This is a genomic window from Psychrobacter sp. AOP7-C1-14 (assembly GCF_052376135.1).
Lineage (GTDB): Bacteria > Pseudomonadota > Gammaproteobacteria > Pseudomonadales > Moraxellaceae > Psychrobacter.
The window spans coordinates 142,663-162,758 of the sequence record NZ_JBQSVH010000005.1 but is presented as its reverse complement, the minus strand read 5'-3'; the positions used below and the strand labels follow the sequence as shown (position 1 = coordinate 162,758).

Genomic DNA, 20,096 nt, shown 5'->3' with positions numbered 1-20,096 from the left:
GCTAAAACGACTATGGCAAAAAATGCAGCTATTTCTGCACTGATAGCAGGTATCGTGTTAGCCGCCTCATCGGTCAATGCTGCCCCTGAGGTCGCTATTGGTTCATCTAACAGCGGTAGCACTACTATGGTCGAGCAATATTCTGATGGCAATACTGCTACTATTACGGCGACACCAAGCGGTATCACTATGCAAGACGGCATACCGTATGCGGTGACTCAGGTGACCACTGTCCTACGTTATGTCGTACATCAGTCTTCTGTTGTTTAAGGTATGGCGACCGTTACTAGCGTACCAGTGACCAATCGAACGACTAATCGCGTCACTAAAGTAGATGTGATTACCACACCTGCCAGTAGTGTGGTGCAAGTACTACCTGTCTCAACCAATGTCACCCCGCCAGTGATTATGCAGCAGCCAGTGACCAATCAAGTAACGACAACGACGACAACTTTAGATACGTTGCAACTGTCCCCTACTTTTAGTACACCTGACGTAGTCAATGCCAACACTAAAGTCATGAAAATTCTAAAAAATGCTGATGGACGTGAAATTGCCGGTCCTGCCAATCATATTACCTCAGGCGATGTGATCGAGTATCACACCACGTATACCAATACCACGGCACAGCCGGTCAACGATATCAACGCCATAATATCACTACCAAGTGGTGTCCAACTGGTCTCGTTGAACAGTCCTCTACCGACACTTGCCACCACTGACGGTAACAGCTATAAAACCATTCAACAAATTGGCAATACGGTGGCCATACAAGAAAACTACTCTGATCTGAAATGGAACTTAGCAAACCTTAACGCCAATGGTAGTCAAACCGTCGTAATACGTGCCAAGGTACAATAAAGCTGAGATTTCTGCGTATTATAATTCAATAGTTATTAGTATATGTAAAAGGTTTTGTGGACTAGCTATCTAGTCAGCAAGACCCTTTTTAAAAATAGTTCACTGATTATGATATAAATAAATGTGTGTTGATTTAACATTCACCTCGTACTGATATTGGTTAAAACATTTTATTACGTATGTTTATACCACTAAGGAAGATGAATAATGAGCATCCTATCTATTAGAATACTTTTATTCATCCTTATTCTTATCGGCATATTTGTTGTATTTAAAGCGATAAAATTGTTTAAGAATGCATTCAATGGCGTTAAATTATTGACGCTGCCGTACAATGATAACCTAGGCCTATTCACTGTTACAAAATCAGGCGTCTATGCAATCTGGCACAAAGGCCCTCTTTTCAAAAAAACGCCACTACCTCAGTTTAGACCACATATCCGCAATACCGCTACTGATAAAGAAGTTAAGCTTAACCACTCAATACTGTCTCCGCGCTCAAGCAATTTCCAAACTGGAAAAGTTGAGCTTTTCACTTTTAAGGCGGAAGTTGGTCATTACGAATTGACCCTGGTACCAGGATCAATTACTTCAAGATTTCAAGTAATGATAGGAGGCGCCATACCGTTGGCAGATATTGATTTAAGCCACTACTCTATTGAGATTCAAAAAAGCCAAGCACAGATACTCACGATACTATCCATTCCTCTCTTATTGCTTGGTATTACAAGTATTATTGGCGGTTTGGTCATTAGGTTATTGGCTGAAAAAGTATTCATATAACTTCAAATCATATCCAAAGATACAGACCCTTGTGACGACAACCGTTGTCGCATATCATTTTAACTTCACCTATAAATACAATGACTTAGCGATAATTTTGGTAAAATAACCCTTCATCAATTAATTGGTAAAACGCGACTTATGGCAAACATCAATTATGAAAGATTACAAGGCAAACTCAATATTTTGGCTGATGCTGCCAAGTATGATGTCTCTTGCTCATCCTCCGCTGGTACTCGTAAAAACCAAGGCGGCGGACTAGGCGATGCCTCAGCAACGGGGATCTGCCACAGCTATACCGAAGATGGCCGATGTGTCAGCCTGTTAAAGATTCTTTTGACCAATCACTGCATTTACGACTGTGCTTATTGCACCTCGCGTAAAAGCAATGAGACGCCGCGTGCCGCGTTTAGTGTCGAAGAAGTCGTCGATTTAACCATGCAGTTTTATCGCCGCAACTATATTGAAGGGCTCTTCCTCAGCTCTGGTATCTTTAAAAGTGGTGACTATACCATGGAGCGACTGGTCGAAGTCGCCAAGCTCTTACGTACGCGCGAACGTTTTAATGGTTATATCCATCTAAAGACCATACCAGGCGCGTCAAAAGAACTGCTGCTAGAAGCAGGGTTATACGCGGACCGTTTGAGCGTCAATATCGAGATTCCGACTAAATCAGGATTGGCTTTGCTTGCACCAGAAAAGTCACATGATCAATTAAAAGCACCGATGGAAACGGTAAAAGAAGAAATCATCACTATTCGTGAAAGTCGTAAAACCCATAAAAAAGCGCCTAAGTTCACGCCAGCAGGTCAGACTAGCCAAATGATCGTTGGTGCCAGTAACGAGACTGACTTGCAGGTGATTCAGCTATCGAGTCACTTCTACAAAACGTATGACCTCAAGCGTGTTTACTACTCAGGTTATGTACCGATGCTTTCTGATAATCGTCTGCCAGCGATTGGCACACCTGTGCCGATGGTGCGAGAGAACCGTCTGTATCAGGCGGATTGGTTAATGCGCTTTTATGGTTTTGGCGCGCATGAGATTGTAGAGCCAGAGTCGCCGTTTTTAGATTTAGACTGTGATCCAAAGCTTGCGTGGGCGATACGCCATCGTGAGCATTTCCCAGTTAACATCCAGACAGCGACTTATGAGATGATTGTGCGTATTCCTGGTATCGGTACAAAAACCGCCAAAAAAATCGTCAAAGCTCGTAAATTCAATCAGTTGACGATATACCATCTCAAAAAAATGGGCGCTGCGGTCAACCGCGCCAAATACTTCATCGCAACCACTGGCAAAAATGAACACCTTGCTCATTTGACGCGCGATAATTTCCGTCAGTATGTATTGGCTCAAACGCAGACTAAGTTTACAGATCAGCGTAGCGGGCAGTTGGCTTTATTTTAGAATTGTTCTAGATAGCCTGTGCTAGAGAAGATTGCCATCTCGCTACTATATCTATGCTAGAAATACAGGATAAAACATGTCAACACTTATGCAAAATGACTCTTACGCTGTCGGTCAACTGACGCCTAGCATTGTACTGTATGAGCCTAGCTTTGAAGGTTGGCTGAGTGCGGTGTTCTATGTCTATGCCAACCGCCTACAAAACGATATATCACTGAAGCTAACCGCTCAAGATTGCTATAGGCCCTCACTCATTGCTCAAGCAACCAGCGTAGCAACGGATAAAGATAAAGCCGAGCGCGTCCTCACAAAACTGAATAAGCTACTAGGACGCTCAGGTATGCGAAATATCTTGTGGGGGTTTTTGTCAGAGAAAGAGGATATCGGTACGACGTTATTCCACGTGGTCAAATACGCTATCGACTACCCTAGCCGCCATATCATGCAAGATCTTGGCAATTTAGATGTTCTCGAATTAGTACAAACAGTCAAATCCGTTGGCCGTGAAAAACATCGCATGGAGGCGTTTGTACGTTTTGAGCATACCACTGACGATATTTATTTTGCACGTGTAGAGCCTGATTTTAATGTACTGCCACTGATCGGAGAACACTTTCGTCAGCGTTATCAAGATCAGCATTGGGCAATCTATGATATCAGTCGCGGATTTGGCATTTATTATGATAAAAGTAATAGTACGTTGTCACGACCAGCAAAGCTACAAACCATCACCGATCTCGATGATGCAGTCTTGCGCAATCCTGCCAGCATCCATAGCGAGAACGAACAACGCTATCAAAAATTTTGGCAAGGGTACTTTACCAACGTCAATATCAAAGAGCGCAAAAACCCTAAACTACATAAACAATACTTGCCACAACGCTACTGGAAATACTTGAGTGAAAAGCAAATGCTGCCTAATGCTGAGCATTTACAAAAAAAGCGTTAGTGGTTTTTAGTATTCGTTAATCTATGTCTTACACTTATATATTCTAAAACCCTGCCTATCTGACCTCATCTTTTTATCTTGGTGGTTGAGTTTTAGTCGCTTTTCACTGACAATAGCAAATTGATATTACTAACTGGTGACCAACGCTATTATGAAAGTTATGCGCTTACTGTCGTCTCTAAAGCATGATGAATCCGAGCGCGGCATTTTTCATCTTGGGCGGGCATTGGTCAAAAATGAGCATACTTCTATTATTGTCTCGAGTGCCGATGAAGACAATGATTTGGTTAGACGTCTCAAGCGTGATGGCAATATATACCATCAGCTGCATGTGAATAAAAAGTCTTGGCTAGCATTGCTACAAGTCTCTGCACTGCGACATTTGATAGAAAAGCACGAACCTGATGTCATCCATATACACTCGCGTACACCTGCATGGATACTGCATTTGGCATTGCGCCGTGCACGCGTCAAACGCTTTCCCAAACTGGTCTCGACCATGTATGGTTTTTATCCTATTAATAAGTACTCTCAAGCCTTGCTCAACGTTGATACGATAATCACTGTATCTGATAGTGTCACTCAATACTTAAGAAAAGGACTACGCATCGAGGACCTAGAGGACGTAGACCCTAAAGTCATCACGCGTATTTATCGCGGCATCGATACTCGGCGCTACCCTTATCGTCATAACCCTTCCGTCTATTGGCTACGCCATACCTTCGCTGAGTATCCTGAGCTTGAGCACAAAAAATGGCTAGTATTTCCAACCGTCATCGGTAATGAGTATGGACAAGAATGGCTCATTGATATCTTGGGCAACCTGCAAGAACAGTTCCCCAATATTCATGTCATTATTATGGATGAAGACTATAAAGATGGTGATGTCGCTCATGAAGACTTTCGCCAACGTACCAACAGCTTGGGACTTGCTAAACGCATCACTTATGTAGGTAGCAAACGTAATGATATGCGGGAATGGCTATCGGCGGCCAATATTGTCATGGCACTGGCCAATGAGCCAGAGTCAATCGGTATCAACGCCCTACAGGCCATACATCTAGGTACGCCTGTCATTGGTTGGGATCAAGCAGCCTTTAGCGAGATTTTACAACCGCTTTATCCACAAGGACTGGTCAAAAAGTACAATGCCAATGCGCTTTGTAAAGCAGTTAGAAATCAGCTGGAGAGTGTGACTCGCCCTGAAATGACCAATAAATTTACCATGCGTGAGATGATTGATAAGACGCTTGAGGTATATGAAGGTTTACATAAGGCAGCACTAGCGGAAGAACAAGCGGAGGCAGATGCAATAGCAGTGCGAAGAATTAAAAAAAGCCTCAAGAAAGCGGCCAAACCCGCCCTGAATGTTGCTGTCAAAAATATTGAACCTGTTGCTAAAAATCCAAAAATAAAACTGACGAAAGAAAAACCGAGAAAAGCAGATACTACGACAGATTGAACGCAAAAAAAAAGGCTACTTTCATCGCTGAAAGTAGCCTTTATTAAAATGATCCTTCTAAATATTGAGTGTTGATGAGTACTCAAACCAATAAGCCAGTTTAGTAAGTCGCTGGAGTATGCGCGCTGATAATGCGAGTAATGGCATTAGTTGGGTTAATAAAAGTATGAGGCAGACAGGTTTTAATCACGTAGCTATCGCCTTCATTTAACAGGTAAGTAGTATCATCAATACGAATGATAATCTTGCCTTCGATCACGGTACCTATCTCCTCACCTTCATGAGAAATCCTATCTTCAGTCGAACTATTCGGCTGGTAAACCTCTATCAAAAACCCTAAATTCTTGATCGGACTACCATTAAATACTTGTTTGATAGAGACTCGACTGTTTGGCTCACTGATTTCTACCAAATCTTTTGGCGTAACAACGACTCTGTCTTTACGTTCTTTCCACTCGTCACTAAAAAAAGTATTTAGGTCAGAATCGAGCACTTCCAATATTGCTTTTAGCGTATTAACAGCAGGGCTAACCTTATTACGCTCGATAGCACTGATGGATGTATTGGTCAATCCTGCTAATCTCGCCAATTTACGCTGCGAGAAACCTTTAGTAAGACGCAATTGGTTAATCTTTTTACCAATATTCTCTTCAGGCTTTTCTAACTCTTGAGTATTTTCAAGCATATCCTGCTCTTCAGGAGAACACGCTTCTTCATCGTTGATGTCATCATCGATACTGGTATTAGTATCGATGTTGTTATCAGGATTTTGTTTGACTGGCATAATGAATAAATTCCGTAAATAAAAATTTGGAAAAACCATCTTGGGCATAATTTAGTTCAGGATGCCATTGTACACCAATCATAAACGGATGTTTTGCTAAGCTGATTGCCTCTACTAATCCATCACGTGCGACTGCCTCAACAAATAACCCCTCACCCACTTTATTGATTGCTTGCTTATGTAACGAGTTGACATGCCACTCCTCACCAAATGCTGCAAGCTTTCCTTCAGGCTGGATGATGACATCATGTACTGGCTGATATTGTACTTCGAGCGGTTGCGTGTTGTCTTCTAGATGCTGCTCATAAAACCCTTCTATTTCACGCCAATCTGGGTACAGTGTTCCAGCAAAATGCACGTTCATCTCTTGTAAGCCACGACACACTGCTAATAAAGGTGTGCCAGACCTGGCTGAATAATCTAATAGCTTAAAACTCAGCTCATCACGATTTAAATCTTGCTTTTCTTCTACGTGTGTCGCGCCATAACGTGTCGGCGCAACATTGCTATAACTTCCTGTCAATAATATACCATCTACTAGCGACATCAATGTCTCAAAGTTTGCTTCATCAGCAGCGGTATAAGGTAATAATACTGGGTTCCCGCCATAGTGTTGTATGGCATCGATATATTTTTGATATACCGCTTGTGCTGGTTGACCATCAACCATCTTATGGCATGACACGATAGCGATAATTGGCTTAGTAGTAGACATATTCTTTCCCTAGATATGATATCCGAACCTATATGTCCAGATGGTGTAAGTATTTACTTAACCAAAATTTAGCACAATATCTCATTAAATGTAAACTATAAACTTCACCAACAATTATTTAAGCCATTATGAGTTATATAAATTACTTTTAGATAAATAAAAATAAATATTGACAACTATAAACTTCATCCATATATTAAAAGACATATTTATGACACAAAACAATTTTTATACATTGTGCACATTAACAGATAGCTTTCTGAAATTCGCTAAGCACTGAATACTAAGTATTTAATATTGTTAGTTAAATTATAAAAGCCAACCAAAATCGTTTGAAACTGACAGGGATAGAAGAGATGACAACGAATAGTGAAACTATAAGTACGGCAACAAATAATACCGAGTATGTTTATATTGCGGCGGGTGATATCAACGGGTTACTTCGCGGTAAACGCATCCCATATAACCAAATGGGAAAAGCACAAAATGGCGATATTCGATTACCACTATCTATTTTAGGTGTCGATATTTGGGGTGCTGATGTTATTGAATCTTCCCAGTGTAATGGTGACATCGATGCCATTGCTCGCCCTACTGGTCGTGCTGCTTCTCCGCTTCTGAATACCAGTGCACCATCATCTCTGCTACCTGTTTGGCTTTATACCGAAGACAATGAGCCTTACTACGGTGATGCTCGCCACGTCCTGAATTTCATTAGCAACAAATTCAAAGCGCTTGGTTTGACACCTGTCATGGCAACCGAGCTAGAGTTTTATTTGGTTGACTATACTGAGGGAGAGACACCCAAGCCACCTATCCGTCCCAAGAGCGGCTTGAGATTGAACAAAACCTCTATTCTTAGTATCAATGATTTATTACAATTTGATGAGTTTTTAGACGAAGTCTATGCTCAGTGTGAGAAACTCGATATCCCTGTTGATGCTGCCTTGGCAGAAAACGGCTGTGGTCAGTTTGAGATCAACTTACTACATGTCGATGATCCACTAAAAGCCGCTGACGATGCGATACTATTCAAACAAGTCGTCAAAGCAGTCGCTGCTCGTCGCAAGCTTACCGCCACTTTCATGGCCAAACCGTTTGGTTTACAGTCAGGTAATGGCTTTCATGTACATTGCAGCTTGTTAGATAAAGACGGTAACAATATCTTTGACGATGGTTCAGATGAAGGCTCGGATATGCTACGTCATGCCGTCGCTGGACTACTGAAGACTATGTCAGACTGCACATTACTGTTTGCACCACACGTCAACTCTTATCGCCGCTTTGCACCAGGTACCTTGGCGCCAAATAATGTGTCATGGGGTTATGAAAACCGTACAGCAGCGGTACGTATCCCAGGTGGAGATTCAAGAGCACGCCGTATCGAACACCGTGTTTCAGGCGCTGATGCCAACCCTTACTTAGTCTGTAGTGCAGTACTAGCAGGCATGCTGTATGGTATCGAAAACAAACTAGAAGCCCCAGATCCAATCAACAGCATTACTTATAATGATGAAGACCTTAAAACCTTGCCATTAGATTGGTTATCAGCCATTCGTCAGTTTGAAAACAGCGACGTCATTGATGCACTATTCCCAAGCGAGATGATTGAACTTCTGATTGCCGTTAAAAAGCAAGAAGCCATGCGCTTTGCTCAGCAAGTCACCAATCTTGAATACCTCACCTATTTACAGGATGTCTAATATGTCAAATAGCAAGCCGTCTAACAACACGCGCAATATTCCACACTACTCAGACAATGGGCAATATCCTGATAGCTATTATGCTGCCAGTCGCAATCCTAAACCAGATAGACCGAAGCTAGAAAATGACATTCATGTTGAGATTTGCGTGGTCGGCGGTGGCTATAGTGGCTTATCAACGGCGCTGCATCTCATGGAGACAGATCACGAAGTGGTCGTACTTGAAGGCGCACAGATCGGTTGGGGTGCATCAGGTCGCAATGGCGGTCAGATTGTCAATGGTCTAAATGCCAGCTTGGAAAAAATCAAAAGCTCTTATGGTCAAGAGAATGCCGATTTTGTCGGTCAGCTTGTGACTCGCGGTGGCAAAATCATTCGCCGATTGATCAAAGACTACGATATCAGCTGTGATCTGAAAGAAAAAAACATCTTTGCCGCCTTAAACAACGGGCAGTTAAGAGACCTACAAAAAACGCATGCACTGTGGGAAAGCCATGGTATGCACGACCGTGAAATGCTCGACAAATACGGCATGCAAGAGCACATCAAATCAGATGCGTATGTGGGCGGCGTTATCGATCATTCAGGTGGACACTTTCATCCACTAAACCTTGCGCTTGGTGAAGCAGCTGCCATTGAATCACGTGGCGGTACTATTTACGAAAACACCTTAGTCGTTGATGTTGAATATGCTGATGACCATATCAAGGTCATTACTGAGTTTGGTACGGTCACTTGTAAACAAGCCGTTATGTGCGGTAATGCGTACTTAAACAAAGTCATTCCTAAACTGACTGATCGAGTTATGCCAGTATCAACGCAAATTATTGCCACCGAACCATTGGGTGATTTGGCCGATCAGCTGCTCCCTACTGATGTTTGTGTTGAAGATGTCCGCTATATCCTTGACTACTATCGTCTGTCAGCAGACAAGCGCATGTTGTTTGGCGGCGGTACGGTCTACGGCGGTCAAGATCCCTCTGATATCACTGCCAAAATCAGACCCAACATGAATAAAATCTTCCCAGAGCTGCGTGATGTAAAAATTGACTATGCATGGAGCGGTAACTTTGCGCTGTCTTTTTCACGTGTGCCGCAAATGGGCAAGCTACATGATCGAGTATATTTTGCCCATGGGTATAGTGGTCACGGTGTGACAGGCTCGCATCTGTTTGGACAGATACTAGCCGATGCTATCAATGGCAACACAAAAGAGTTTGATACATTTACGAAAATTCCTTGGATTCCTTTCCCTGGTGGTCGCGCACTACGAGTGCCCTACTCTATGATGGGGTCATGGTGGTACGCGCTAAAGGACAAGACTGGCATGTAAACACATGATCAACCTTGCATAAAAGCGGACGATATACTCAACGCTTTTCTCATAAAAACTACTGTTGCACTGACCTATCACAGTAATGGATTGCTGTGATAGGAAGCTTGATAGAAAGTTGTTTCGCTACTCTCTATCGAGCATCAACCACAAAATAGAGTTTGTTTTAAAAAATTATGTTCTATAGGGAGTGTAAACATGAACATGAAACTCAATGATGCTGTCGAAGGGCACTATCATAATAAGCGAGTCTTTCTCACCGTAGTAGTAGCCGCTGTTATTTATCTAGCCTTTGCTTGGCTTTCTATGAGTCGCGGCCCAGATGAATCTTGGGGTGCTTTGTCCTTATTACCCACCTTATTAGTATTAGTCACCGCTATCATCTCTAGGCGTCCTTTTGAATCTATGATCGCAGGCTGCGTCGCTGGCCTCGTTATGCTCAACCCATTCGATTTAGTTTCCCCTTTCGCAGATAATATCTCAGCCGTACTCGGTAACGAAACCATTATTTGGATCGTACTCGTTTGTGGTCTCATGGGTGGTCTTATCCAGCTCCTTGAAATCAGTGGATGCTTAAATGGTTTTAGTGAATGGCTACAAAAAATCATCAAGTCGCGTCGTCAGTCGTTATTGGCTACTTTTGCGTTGGGCGTTGTGGTATTTATTGATGATTACTTGAACTGCTTGGCGGTATCTACTTCCGTTAAAAAGCTCACTGACGTCTATAATGTCTCTCGCGAAAAGCTCGCCTATATTGTCGATTCAACCGCCGCTCCTATGTGTATCATCGTGCCTATCTCGACTTGGGCAGTTTACTTTGCAGGTCTACTAGAAGAAAATGGCGTAGCGGCAGATGGCGGCGGTATCGGACTTTATATCAGCGCTATTCCTTACATGGCCTATGCATGGTTTGCGCTACTCATCGTATTTTTAGTGGCTTACGGTATCCTAGGCGACTGGGGGCCAATGAAACGAGCTGAGAAACGCGCCAAAGCTGGCAACCCTGTTCCAGAGGCTTTCGTCGATGAGCAGTTAGTTTCAAATGTTAAAGCCAAACGCACGTTATCGTTCAAAGCCAATATCGCTAATTTTGCTTTTCCAATGATTCTGTTGATTGTCTCGACCATCTACTTTGAAGTTGACCTGTTACGCGGTGCACTATTAACCTGTTTTGTGACGGTTGTTATCTATTGGATGCAAGGTATTTTAAGCTTTGAGACACAAATGGAGTCTATCTTTAAAGGCTTTAAAGTCATGCTCTATCCTCTCTCGACCGTTATTGGTGGTTTCTTTTTGAAAGCCATTAACGACGAGCTTGGTATGACGATGTATGTCATTGACGCTATCTCACCGCACATGACGGTCATTATCTTCCCTGCGATTATTTTCGCTGTGATGGCTTTCTTAACTTTTGCGACCGCATCAAGCTGGGGTCTGTACGTGTTGGCGATGCCGATTGTATTCCCAATATCACTCGCCCTTGGCGTGAGCACACCACTTATGATTGGCGCCTTGTTATCGGCTTCATCGTTCGGTAGTCATGCGTGCTTCTTTAGTGACTCATCGTTACTTGCTGCGCAAGGTGCTGGCTGCTCTCCTATGCAGCATGCCTTTACCCAATTCCCTTACGCATTGTTAGGAGCAGTACTAACTGTCTTCACTTTCTTAGGATTGGGTTATATGATGGCTTAAGCGTATAAACTTGTCTAAAATTAGCTTAACTATGGTTACGCTATACACTAACGAATGATGGGAAATTGTTCGTTAGAAAATACAAATCACCATTTACCTATAGTATTACCTATCGATCAATAAAAGGATTCAAATCATGCGAAACGTTACTGTGGCAACCACTCAGATGACATGCGGTTGGGATATCCAGCAAAACATTGCAACCGCGACTGACTTAGTAAAAAAAGCGGCCAATGATGGTGCCAATATTATTTTGCTACAAGAGTTGTTTGAGACGCCCTACTTTTGCCAAGTTCATGATTTTGACTATTTCAAACTAGCAACCTCAGTCGAAGATAATGCCGCTATCAATCACTTTAAAAAACTGGCAAAAGAATTAGAAGTGGTATTACCCATTAGTTTCTATGAAAAATCAGGTAATACCTTTTTTAATAGCATCACTGTCATCGATGCCGATGGTGAGATATTGGGCACTTATCGCAAAACGCATATCCCAGATGGCATTCCTTATGCCGAAAAATTCTACTTTACCCCTGGCGATACAGGGTTCAAAGTTTGGCAAACCAAGTACGCTAAGATTGGCGTGGGTATCTGCTGGGATCAGTGGTTCCCTGAATGCGCTCGTAGCATGGCATTGATGGGTGCCGAGTTGCTGTTTTACCCGACTGCTATTGGCGATGAGCCAACGCTTGGCATCGACTCAAAAGGCCATTGGCAGCGCTGTATGCAAGGCCATTCTGCAGCCAACCTGATGCCAGTTATTGCTGCCAATCGCATTGGCACTGAAACTATCAGTCAAAATGGCAATGACAGCACGATGCAGTTCTATGGTAGCTCGTTCATTACCGACGGTCGCGGGGAGATTATAAAGGAAGCGTCAGCAGATACGAGTGAAGTAATGAGTATGACCTTTGACTTAGATCAACTGGCTATCGAACGTCAAGAATGGGGGGTGTTCCGTGATCGTCGTCCATCAATGTATGGCACGCTGCTCACTCACGGTTAACTCGATTTGCGTTTCTTTAGTTTACTCTCATTATTTTTATAGTCGCTCGTGTACGATAAGGTGATTTTATGTCTATATTACTGACAGACTCAACCCCGCAGCAAGATGGTTTTTATATGCCAGCAGAGTTTGAGCCCATACAAAAAGTCTGGATGGTCTGGCCATACCGTGCTGACAACTGGCGACAACAAGCTGTCCCTGCAAAAAAAGCTTATGCTGATGTAGCATTGGCGATTAACAATTTTTGTGAAGTCGGCGTGCTGGTCAATCCTGACGACTATCAGCAGTGCCGCGATAGCTTACCTGATGATATCAACGTCATCTCTATGCCTAGCAACGATGCGTGGGCACGTGATACCGTTCCGACGTTCTTAATCAATGACGCAGGTGAGCTACGTGCTTGTGATTGGACATTTAACGCATGGGGCGGAGACTATGACGGTCTCTACTCACCATGGGATGACGATGATAAGCTCGCAGAACGACTGTGCGAGCAGCTAGATATTCCGCGTTATCGAACGGATAACTTCGTTATGGAAGGCGGCGCGTTTCATGTTGATGGTGAAGGCACGGTTCTGACCACGCGTATGTGTCTGCTAAGTCCGGGGCGCAATCCACATCTTAACGAGCAGCAGATTGAGGACAAATTAAAAGCTTATCTTAATGTTCAAAAAGTGCTCTGGGTTGATGATGGTATTGACCCTGATGAAACTACAGGTCACATTGACGATATTGCCTGCTTTGCACGCCCGGGTGAAGTGGTTTGCTTGTTCACCGATGATCCTGAAAATCCGTTTTATGAAGCAACGCAAAAAGCCTATAAGCAGCTCTCAAATATGACCGATGCAAAAGGCAGAAATCTAAAAGTTCATAAGCTTTGCTGCACCCAGCAGCCAGTGACCTTGCCTGACGATTACGATATTGTCCAATCTGATGATGCCAAACCACGTCTGACAGGTGATGTCTGTATTGCCTCATATGCCAATTTTTTGATTTGTAATGACGCGGTCATCGTACCGCAATATGATGATATAAATGATGCACTCGCCATCGAACAGCTTGAAAAAGTCTTTCCTCAACATCAGGTAGTGGGAGTACGAACAAGAGAGATTGTATTTGGTGGCGGTAATATTCACTGTATTACGCAGCAGCAACCAAAACCATCAGTCAAAAGTAACAACTAAAACTATTCAGTAAAAGTGTTCGTATAAAAAGATAAACCCAAATGGACGATAAACTCAATAATATTTTAAAATAAAGGACACAATATGAGCGACTATCAGGTTAATAACCCAGCCACTGGCGAAGTAGAAGCCACTTACCCTACTGCCACTGAACAAGATATCCAACAGGTCATTGAGCAAGCCGACAGCGCTTATCAAGACTGGCGTCACGTCTCATTAGATGAGCGCAGTGCACTACTGCATAAAATCGCTGATATCTATCTTGAGCGTCAAGATGAACTATCACGCATCGTCGCCAATGAGATGGGTAAACCCGTTGCACAGGCAAAAGGCGAAATCGGTCTGGTTGCTGATATTTTTCGCTACTATGCAGACAACGCTGAGCAACTGCTAGCACCTAGCACTATTGACGTCGATAGCGGATCAGCATCGGTAGAAAAACACCCTGTAGGCGCGCTTTTAGGCATCATGCCGTGGAACTATCCACATTACCAAGTAGCCCGTTTTGTCGCGCCAAACTTTATGGCGGGTAACACGATTATCTTAAAACATGCACCGCAGTGTCCAAAAACCGCAGAAATTATCGTCGATATCTTTAAAGATGCTGGCGTACCTGAGGGTGTCTATAACAATATCTTTGCGACCAACGAGCAATCAGCGACCATCATCAACGACGCACGCGTACAAGGTGTCTCATTAACAGGTTCTGAACGTGCTGGTCAAGCCGTGGCAAAAGAAGCTGGTGGCGCACTCAAAAAAGTCGTTCTAGAATTGGGTGGTTCAGATGCCTTTATCGTTGCAGCTGATGCCGATATCGAGCAAGCGATACAAGGCGCTATCTCTGGTCGTTTCGGTAATACTGGACAAGCCTGTAACGCAGCCAAGCGTTTGATCGTTATCGAATCAGTCTATGATAAATTTGTTGAAGGCTTTACCAATGCAGTCAGTAACATGACTTTGGCTGACCCGCTTAAAGAAGATACGTTCATTGGCCCAATGTCGTCAAAAGCTGCTGCGGTCAATTTGCAGTCGCAGCTAGACAGCGCTATCCAAGCAGGGGCGACGGTATTGGTAGAAGGTGGCATGGAGAAAGACAAGCCTGGTGCTTGGTTTAAGCCTGCAGTACTGACAGATGTGACTGAATCAATGGACGTATATAGTGAGGAGCTGTTTGGTCCTGTAGCAGTCGTCTACAAAGCAAATGACATCGAACATGCTATCAAGATTGCCAACGATGTGCCTTTTGGTCTAGGTGCGTCTATCCAAACGCAAGATACAGCGCTGGCTGCTGAAATTGCTGACAAATTAGAAGTGGGTATGGTTACTATTAATGCACCTTCTGGTTCTGAGGCTAATACGCCATTTGGTGGTGTTAAACGTTCAGGTTTTGGCCGTGAACTTGGTACCCTTGGTATTACCGAGTTCTTAAACTATAAGCTTATCCGTGATAAGTCTTAATAGATTAAACTTAGTTGAATAAAAAAAGCCTAACGTTTGACGTTAGGCTTTTTTATGGGACGATAATTAAAGTAAGTTTACTTTTTATATGGATTTTCTTTTAACCATTGCTGATTAGCCGTTTTTAGCTCGCGCAGCTCATGGTCCATAATGTCTTTACTTTTGCCAGGATGCTTCATCGTAGCATAACCGTACAACACCCCGCCAAGTACGATCCAGCCAAGGAAAATCCACCACTCAATCGGGACGAGTGCTGATGGCATACCTGGTAAATAAAGCGTGAGCATACCAATACTTAGGATAATAGTGATAATACCCACCAGTTTACCTGCTGGTACTCTAAATGGACGTACCATATTAGGCTCACGGTAGCGCAGTACTAGGAATGACATAGCCACACAGGTATAGGCAATAACGATACCGAACCCACCAGCGTCTACAATCCATACCAGCATTTTACGACCAAACAATGGTGCAAGTGTCGCTAGACCACCGATCAATAAAATCGCATTGACGGGTGTGTTATATTTCGGATGCAGCTTGCACAAAAACTGTGGCAACATATGCGTTTTACCCATAGCATATAGCAGACGACTACCACCGATAAGAAACGCATTCCAACTTGATAGAATACCTAGCACACCACCAATAACCAGCAACGTACCAGCCCATTGACCATTCCAAGCGTTGGTCATCGCATCAGCCGTTGCCAATGTCGAATCTTGCGCTTGCAATAGCGGTAAAGTCTTACCCACACTCCAAGCGACAGCAACATACCATAGCACGGCAATGATGATAGAGACGATCAAAAACTTGCCGATGTTCGGGCGAGATAGGTTGATCTCTTCTGCTGCTTGAGGAATGACATCAAAGCCAACGAATAAGAACGGTACCATCACCATCACAGTCATAATGCCGCCCATACCGCCAATAAAGTTAGGCGCTTGTACAGAGTTAGAGGTTTCAGGACTAAATAGTAATGCACCCACGAACAGTAATACACCAACAAGAAAAATACCGACTACTGCTGTTTTTTGGAACCATGCACTGACTTCCATACCACGTATGTTCAGCCAAGTGACAATCACTGAGCCGAGCATACCGACGCCTACCCAAGTGGCATAAACATCCCAACCAGCAATATTCCAAAGATATCCTTGGCTATAATTAGGAATGATATATTCGACGACGGTGGGCAGCGCTACTGCCTCAAAAGCGACGACTGAGAAATAACCAAACAAAATACTCCACGAGCAAATAAAGGAAATATTAACCCCTAGCGCTCGATGGGTATAAGTATGCTCACCACCAGTAATTGGCATAGAAGCAGCAAGTTCAGCATACGTCACACCAATCAAAACAACTACCAGACCGCCTACCAAAAAGGCGCTAATTGCGCCCCATATACCTGCTGAGATGATCCAACTACCCGCCAGTACCACCCAGCCCCAACCAACCATAGCACCAAATGCCAGTGCAATGATATCGAACACCCCTAACGACTTTTTTAATTCAGACATAACCTACTCCTTGTCTGTGTTTCATCCGTGTAAACCTTTTATAGTTACACTATTTTTGTTAAATGGGATAATACCCATCATATTTGTTGTATCTGTCGCGTCGCCGTAAAATTTAGATTTGCCATCGGTATAGTATTCAAACAGCAAAAACAAAAACGGCGTCTTGACTTGCAAGGCGCCGTTAAAAATCTCACTCAAAGTGAGTGTCATAAGAAGAGCAACCTTGCCGTTATCTTTCATACAATCTTTTAACCAATATCGGTACCTGAAATAGCTGTACTTGGTTAAAAGCGGTCCATCGCTAAAATAAATGACACTCAATACTTTTTATGCAGTTAGAATACCTTTGATGATATCAAGGCCTTCTTGTAGCACTTCATCTTCAACTGTCAATGGCACCATCACACGGATCGCATTGCCATACATACCACAAGACGCTAATAACAAACCTTGCTCAAAAGATTTTTGTTTAAGGTTAGCAGTGGCAGCAGCATCTGGCTTGCCTTCGCTATCCACTAAATCAAATGCTAGCATGGCACCTTTATAGCGAACGTTGCCAATACTACTTAGGTTTAAGCCTTTTAAGAATTCGGCAATGGTATCGCCAATCACGACACTGCGTTCGAGCAAATTCTCTTCTTCAATCACTTCTATTACAGCCAATGCTGCCGCTAACGCAATCGGGCTACCAGAGTACGTACCACCCAAACCACCCATTTGCGGCGCATCCATAATATCAGCGCGACCAACCACTGCTGATACAGGGTAACCACCAGCCAAACTCTTAGCTGTGGTCATTAAGTCTGGCTCAACACCCAACTGCTCGCCTGCAAACAAAGTACCCGTTCTAGCAAAACCACATTGGACTTCATCAAAAATCAATACAATACCGTGCTCATCACAAATTTCACGTAATGCTTTAGCAAATGATGGCGTGACTTGATGGAAGCCACCCTCACCTTGAATAGGCTCAATAATTATTGCAGCCACTTCACTTGGGTCAATATCTGCCTGAAAAATCATATCAAGGCTATGTAGCGCTTGTGCTTCTGTGATGTTCAACTCTTCAGCAGGGAACAATGCGTGGAACACAGGACCAGGCATTGGGCCAAAGTTCTTTTTGTACGGTAATACTTTACCAGTCAAGCTCATGCACATTAGCGTGCGACCATGCCAGCCACCAACAAAAGAGATAACGCCTGGACGACCAGTTTTGGCACGAGCAATTTTGATCGTGTTCTCGACCGCTTCAGCACCAGTGGTCAAAAATAGCGCTTTGGTTGGACCGCTGATAGGTGCTTTTTCACACAGTTTTTCTGCAAGATCAACATAGCTTTCATAGCTAACAATTTGTGCAGCAGTGTGCGTGAATTTGTCAACTTGCTCATGTACACGTTGAGTGATTTTTGGATGACTATGACCCGTATTTAATACCGAGATACCACCGATAAAATCAATATAACGCTTGCCTTCAACATCCCAAATCTCTGAGTTTTTTGCTTTTTCTGCAAAGATAGGAAAGGCAACCCCAAGTCCTGTTGGTAAAACAGCTTTACGACGGGCAAGTAATGCTTCGTTAGTGGTTTGGGTGTTCGTAGTCATCAGAATGTCCTTTTTTCATGTGGTGTTGGTTGTATTAAATTCATTACTATCAGTATTGCTGTGATTGGTACTCGTATCATTAATACCAATCACAATGACTAGCTACTATTAAAATGTGCTTTGTACGTTAGCTATCGTTATATTAGCTAACGTCAGAACACCAATATTTGGTCGTAATATAATCTTCGATGCCATATTTTGAGCCTTCACGGCCAAAGCCAGACTGCTTCACACCACCAAATGGCGCAACTTCTGTAGAAATCAAACCAGTGTTGTGTCCAATGATGCCGTACTCTAAGCCTTCAGTCACACGCCATGAGCGAGCATAATCACCACTATAGAAGTAAGCGGCCAAGCCATAGATAGTATCGTTAGCAGCACGAATAACTTCTGCTTCGTCTTTGAAGGTAAAGATGGTCGCAATTGGTCCAAAGATTTCTTCAGAAGCGATGTCCATATCACTGCTAATATCTGTAATAACCGTTGGGTTATAAGTCAATTCTGAAGCGTCATTGACACTACCGCCAGTGACCAGTTTTGCGCCTTTATCCAGTGCGTCTTTTAATAAGGCTTGGACTTTATCTAACGCTTTTTGGTTGATAAGAGGACCGATATCTACGCCTTCTTCTAAACCGTTACCTACTTTTAACTCAGCGACTTTTTTGACAAAGACCTCTAAGAATTTATCTTTAATGCTGTCTTGAACGTATACGCGGTTAGCGCAAACACAAGTCTGACCAGCATTACGATATTTAGAAGCGATTAAGCCGGTAGCCGCTTTTTCTAGATCCGCATCATCAAAGACGATAAATGGCGCGTTGCCACCCAACTCTAATGACAGTTTCTTAATAGTTGGCGCACATTGTGCCATCAACGTACGACCTACTTCTGTAGAGCCTGTAAATGACAATTTATGAATGCGTGCATCACCCGTTAAGATGTCACCGATGGTTGATGATTTTCCTGTCACAACCTGAATAACACCAGCTGGGATGCCCGCTTGCTCTGCCAATACACCTAGTGCCAATGCAGAATATGGCGTTTCGGTAGCAGGTTTGACGATAATCGTACAGCCTGCTGCTAGTGCAGGAGCAACTTTACGCGTGATCATCGCAGCTGGGAAGTTCCAAGGTGTGATAGCTGCGCAAACACCAACTGGCTGCTTGAGAACAACATGACGTAGCTGTGCGCTATTAGCTGGAATCACATCGCCATAGACACGCTTGCCTTCTTCAGCAAACCAGCGAATAAAGCTATTAGCATAACCCACTTCACCACGTGATTCAGTAAGCGGTTTGCCTTGCTCAGCGGTCATAATGATGGCCAAATCTTCTTTATTGGCATCGATCAGATCAGCCCACTTTTGCAATAACTCTGCACGCTCTTTGGCTGTTTTTGCTGCCCAGTCTGCTTGGACATCATGAGCATAAGCAACTGCTTCGTTGACATCTTCTGTCGTGAGGCTTGGTACAGTACCAATAAGGTCGCCGTTAAAAGGATTATTTACATCAAGCACAGCGTCATCACTAGCAGCATGCCAGCCGTCTTTAATGAAGCAAGATTGTTTGAGTAAATCTGGATTTGATAACTGCAGCGCGTGTGACATGGTGACGCTCCTTGTCATATAGGATGTG

17 protein-coding genes and 1 pseudogene are annotated in these 20,096 nt (G+C 43.4%); 12 read left to right on the top strand and 6 right to left on the bottom strand.

The genetic code is table 11. The features are described 5' to 3' along the window. The 6 genes and pseudogenes from ACT3QN_RS06060 to ACT3QN_RS06035 form a co-directional block, all read left to right on the top strand. A pseudogene (locus tag ACT3QN_RS06060) lies at window positions 1-270 on the top strand (hypothetical protein); the annotation flags it as partial. A gap of 3 nt (window positions 271-273) precedes the next feature. Further along, a complete protein-coding gene (locus tag ACT3QN_RS06055; protein ID WP_444523021.1) occupies window positions 274-861 on the top strand; it encodes a hypothetical protein in 588 nt (195 codons plus the stop codon). A 207-nt stretch (window positions 862-1,068) separates the two neighbouring features. Beyond that, on the top strand, window positions 1,069-1,644 hold the full coding sequence (locus ACT3QN_RS06050) for a hypothetical protein (protein ID WP_444523022.1): 576 nt from the start codon (window positions 1,069-1,071) through the stop codon (window positions 1,642-1,644). A 141-nt stretch (window positions 1,645-1,785) separates the two neighbouring features. Further along, a complete protein-coding gene (locus ACT3QN_RS06045) occupies window positions 1,786-3,054 on the top strand; it encodes a putative DNA modification/repair radical SAM protein (protein ID WP_444523023.1) in 1,269 nt (422 codons plus the stop codon). Between the two features lie 76 nt (window positions 3,055-3,130). Then, window positions 3,131-4,003: a TIGR03915 family putative DNA repair protein gene (locus tag ACT3QN_RS06040; RefSeq protein ID WP_444523024.1), complete on the top strand. Its 873-nt coding sequence runs from the start codon at window positions 3,131-3,133 to the stop codon at window positions 4,001-4,003. 151 nt (window positions 4,004-4,154) lie between these two features. Further along, window positions 4,155-5,465, top strand: a complete 1,311-nt coding sequence (locus ACT3QN_RS06035) for a glycosyltransferase (protein WP_444523025.1) — start codon at window positions 4,155-4,157, stop codon at window positions 5,463-5,465. 100 nt (window positions 5,466-5,565) lie between these two features. On the opposite strand, the gene ACT3QN_RS06030 is transcribed toward ACT3QN_RS06035, so the two are convergent. Then, window positions 5,566-6,249, bottom strand: a complete 684-nt coding sequence (locus ACT3QN_RS06030) for a cupin domain-containing protein (RefSeq protein WP_444523026.1) — start codon at window positions 6,247-6,249, stop codon at window positions 5,566-5,568. Continuing rightward, a complete protein-coding gene (locus tag ACT3QN_RS06025; RefSeq protein WP_444523027.1) occupies window positions 6,227-6,964 on the bottom strand; it encodes a gamma-glutamyl-gamma-aminobutyrate hydrolase family protein in 738 nt (245 codons plus the stop codon). Before ACT3QN_RS06025 ends, ACT3QN_RS06030 begins: the two co-directional genes overlap by 23 nt. A 356-nt stretch (window positions 6,965-7,320) precedes the next feature. Between ACT3QN_RS06025 and ACT3QN_RS06020 the strand changes: the two genes are divergently transcribed. The 6 genes from ACT3QN_RS06020 to ACT3QN_RS05995 all read left to right on the top strand — a co-directional run bounded on the left by ACT3QN_RS06020 (window position 7,321) and on the right by ACT3QN_RS05995 (window position 15,340). Then, window positions 7,321-8,667, top strand: coding sequence for a glutamine synthetase family protein (locus tag ACT3QN_RS06020; protein WP_444521688.1), 1,347 nt, complete (start codon window positions 7,321-7,323; stop codon window positions 8,665-8,667). A 1-nt stretch (window position 8,668) separates the two neighbouring features. Continuing rightward, window positions 8,669-10,000, top strand: a complete 1,332-nt coding sequence (locus ACT3QN_RS06015) for an NAD(P)/FAD-dependent oxidoreductase (RefSeq protein WP_444523028.1) — start codon at window positions 8,669-8,671, stop codon at window positions 9,998-10,000. A 198-nt stretch (window positions 10,001-10,198) separates the two neighbouring features. Further along, a complete protein-coding gene (locus tag ACT3QN_RS06010) occupies window positions 10,199-11,692 on the top strand; it encodes a Na+/H+ antiporter NhaC family protein (protein ID WP_444521686.1) in 1,494 nt (497 codons plus the stop codon). A 136-nt stretch (window positions 11,693-11,828) separates the two neighbouring features. After that, a complete protein-coding gene (gene aguB / locus ACT3QN_RS06005) occupies window positions 11,829-12,698 on the top strand; it encodes an N-carbamoylputrescine amidase (RefSeq protein WP_444523029.1) in 870 nt (289 codons plus the stop codon). A gap of 68 nt (window positions 12,699-12,766) precedes the next feature. Next, window positions 12,767-13,882, top strand: coding sequence for an agmatine deiminase (gene aguA / locus ACT3QN_RS06000; RefSeq protein WP_444523030.1), 1,116 nt, complete (start codon window positions 12,767-12,769; stop codon window positions 13,880-13,882). An 84-nt stretch (window positions 13,883-13,966) separates the two neighbouring features. Then, window positions 13,967-15,340: an NAD-dependent succinate-semialdehyde dehydrogenase gene (locus tag ACT3QN_RS05995; RefSeq protein ID WP_444523031.1), complete on the top strand. Its 1,374-nt coding sequence runs from the start codon at window positions 13,967-13,969 to the stop codon at window positions 15,338-15,340. 77 nt (window positions 15,341-15,417) lie between these two features. On the opposite strand, the gene ACT3QN_RS05990 is transcribed toward ACT3QN_RS05995, so the two are convergent. The 4 genes from ACT3QN_RS05990 to ACT3QN_RS05975 all read right to left on the bottom strand — a co-directional run bounded on the left by ACT3QN_RS05990 (window position 15,418) and on the right by ACT3QN_RS05975 (window position 20,068). Continuing rightward, on the bottom strand, window positions 15,418-16,860 hold the full coding sequence (locus ACT3QN_RS05990; RefSeq protein WP_444523032.1) for an APC family permease: 1,443 nt from the start codon (window positions 16,858-16,860) through the stop codon (window positions 15,418-15,420). A 21-nt stretch (window positions 16,861-16,881) separates the two neighbouring features. Next, the gene (locus tag ACT3QN_RS05985; protein ID WP_444523033.1) at window positions 16,882-17,100 is read right to left on the bottom strand and encodes a hypothetical protein; all 219 of its coding nucleotides are present in this window, start codon (window positions 17,098-17,100) and stop codon (window positions 16,882-16,884) included. A gap of 87 nt (window positions 17,101-17,187) precedes the next feature. Then, window positions 17,188-18,462: a 4-aminobutyrate--2-oxoglutarate transaminase gene (gene gabT, locus ACT3QN_RS05980; protein ID WP_444523034.1), complete on the bottom strand. Its 1,275-nt coding sequence runs from the start codon at window positions 18,460-18,462 to the stop codon at window positions 17,188-17,190. Between the two features lie 142 nt (window positions 18,463-18,604). Next, window positions 18,605-20,068: an NAD-dependent succinate-semialdehyde dehydrogenase gene (locus tag ACT3QN_RS05975; protein ID WP_444523035.1), complete on the bottom strand. Its 1,464-nt coding sequence runs from the start codon at window positions 20,066-20,068 to the stop codon at window positions 18,605-18,607. Between the last annotated feature and the right edge of the window lie 28 nt (window positions 20,069-20,096).